Below are 2,235 nucleotides of genomic sequence, written 5' to 3' on the forward strand. Positions count from 1 at the left end.
GGCGCCTGTGCCGATGGCGGCCAGCCGGACGAACCGCCGGGCCTGCCGCCAGCGCTCACCACCGGGTACGACGGAATGTGCCACCCCCATACCGCGACATTATCGCGCTGGCCCGACACATCGCTGTCGTCGTGACGGCACCCGGGTGCCTGGAAACCGACGCGACGGGGTACCTGGGTTCCAGAGGCCGGCCGACTTGCGCCGACCCGCCACGCTGATCCGGCGGAGAGGAGCGCGACGATGGGTAAGACACTGAAGCGCAGCGCGGCGTTCACGGCCCTGGCGCGGGCCCTGGCGGCCGGGGCGCGCAACGGGCCGTCGATCGGCACGCGGTTGGCCGCGCTGCCCCGGATGATCAGGGCCACCACCAAGGGGGAGTACGACGGCGGCCTTCGGCTGGCCCTGATGACAGCGGCGACGGCGTACATCGTCTCGCCGATCGACCTGCTCCCGGAGATCCCACTGGCGATCTTCGGGCTGGCCGACGACGCGGTCATGGTCACCTGGTTGGCCGGCAGCGTGCTCGCCGAGACCGACCGGTTCCTGGAGTGGGAGGCCCGCCGCAGCTCGGTCATCCCCGGGGGGTTGGTGCCCTGACGACACGTACGCTGGCGGTGAGCAAACGTCTTCCCGGCCGCCCACCGCCGGCGCCGCAACGAAGGGCACACCGTGCAGTACTACGACAACGTCGTCGACATGATCGGAAACACCCCGCTGGTGCGTCTGCGTAACGTCACCGAGGGCATCCAGGCCACAGTGCTCGCCAAGGTGGAGTACGTCAACCCGGGCGGCTCGGTGAAGGACCGGATCGCGCTGCGGATGGTGGAGGACGCCGAGGCCGCCGGGCTGCTCAAGCCCGGCGGCACCATCGTCGAGCCGACCAGCGGCAACACCGGCGTCGGGCTGGCCCTGGTGGCCCAGCTCAAGGGCTACAAGTGCGTGTTCGTCTGCCCCGACAAGGTCAGCCAGGACAAGCAGGACGTGCTCCGGGCGTACGGCGCCGAGGTGGTGGTCTGCCCGACCGCCGTCGCGCCGGAGGACCCGCGCTCGTACTACAACGTCTCGGACCGGCTGACCCGGGAGATCCCCGGCGCCTGGAAGCCCAACCAGTACAGCAACCCGGCCAACCCGCGCTCGCACTACGAGACGACCGGCCCGGAGCTGTGGAAGCAGACCGACGGCGAGCTCACCCACTTCGTGACCGGCGTCGGCACCGGCGGCACCATCTCCGGCATCGGCCGGTACCTCAAGGAGGCGTCGGAGGGTCGGGTGCGGATCGTCGGGGCCGACCCGGAGGGCTCGGTCTACTCCGGCGGCACCGGCCGTCCGTACCTGGTGGAGGGCGTCGGCGAGGACTTCTGGCCGGAGACGTACGACAGGGGTGTCGCCGACGAGATCGTGGAGGTCTCCGACAAGGCGTCCTTCGAGATGACCCGGCGACTGGCCCGCGAGGAGGGGCTGCTGGTCGGCGGTTCCTGCGGAATGGCGGTGGTCGCCGCCCTGGAGGTCGCCCGCCGGGCCGGCCCGGACGACGTGGTGGTGGTGCTGCTGCCCGACGGCGGTCGGGGCTACCTCTCCAAGATCTTCAACGACTCGTGGATGGCCCGGTACGGCTTCCTCGACAACTCCGGCGCGGAGCCGACGGTGGCAGACGCGCTGGCCAGCAAGCCGGGTGGGCTGCCCGAGCTGGTGCACGTGCACCCCACCGAGACCGTCCGCGACGCGATCGACTACATGCGCGAGTACGGCGTCTCGCAGCTACCGGTGCTCAAGGCCGAGCCGCCAGTGGTGACCGGTGAGGTTGCCGGCTCGATCGCCGAGCGGGACCTGCTCGACGCGCTGTTCACCGGCCAGGCCCACCTGCACGACACGATCGAGCGGCACATGGGCGACCCGCTGCCGATGATCGGTGGTGGTCAGCCGGTGAGCGAGGCGGTGGGCATGCTGGAGAAGTCCGACGCCGCCCTGGTGCTGGTCGACGGCAAGCCCAAGGGCGTCCTAACCCGCCAGGACCTCCTGTCCCACCTAGGCGCCCACTAGTCCCCGCCCCGCCCCCGCCGATCTTGCACTTGCTGTCGCCTGAACGTCGCTATTGCGGCGTTTTGTCCCGACAGAAAGTGCAAGACGCTTCTATGTCGGTGGTGATCGGTTCGGCTGGTTGCCGCTAGGTTCGGCGTCGGTGATCGCTTGGGTGGCTCATTGCCGATCCGGCCGCTCGGAGTGCGGGTGTGCCTT

At 70.2% G+C, this 2,235-nt stretch carries 2 protein-coding genes; both read left to right on the top strand.

Annotated elements, in window-relative coordinates:
* The first annotated feature begins 240 nt into the window (after window positions 1-240).
* Complete coding sequence (locus tag KBX08_RS32990) at window positions 241-597, top strand: YkvA family protein (protein WP_112582466.1); 357 nt, start codon at window positions 241-243, stop codon at window positions 595-597.
* Window positions 598-669: 72 nt separating this feature from the next.
* The gene (locus KBX08_RS32995; RefSeq protein ID WP_210787667.1) at window positions 670-2,040 is read left to right on the top strand and encodes a cystathionine beta-synthase; all 1,371 of its coding nucleotides are present in this window, start codon (window positions 670-672) and stop codon (window positions 2,038-2,040) included.
* Window positions 2,041-2,235 lie beyond the last annotated feature (195 nt).

It is taken from the genome of Micromonospora sp. H61, assembly GCF_018070325.1.
Lineage (GTDB): Bacteria > Actinomycetota > Actinomycetes > Mycobacteriales > Micromonosporaceae > Micromonospora > Micromonospora salmantinae.

Excerpts from the sequence above, each read along its gene's own strand:
- KBX08_RS32990 (WP_112582466.1), top strand. The coding sequence starts at position 241 with ATGGGTAAGACACTGAAGCGCAGCGCGGCGTTCACGGCCCTGGCGCGG.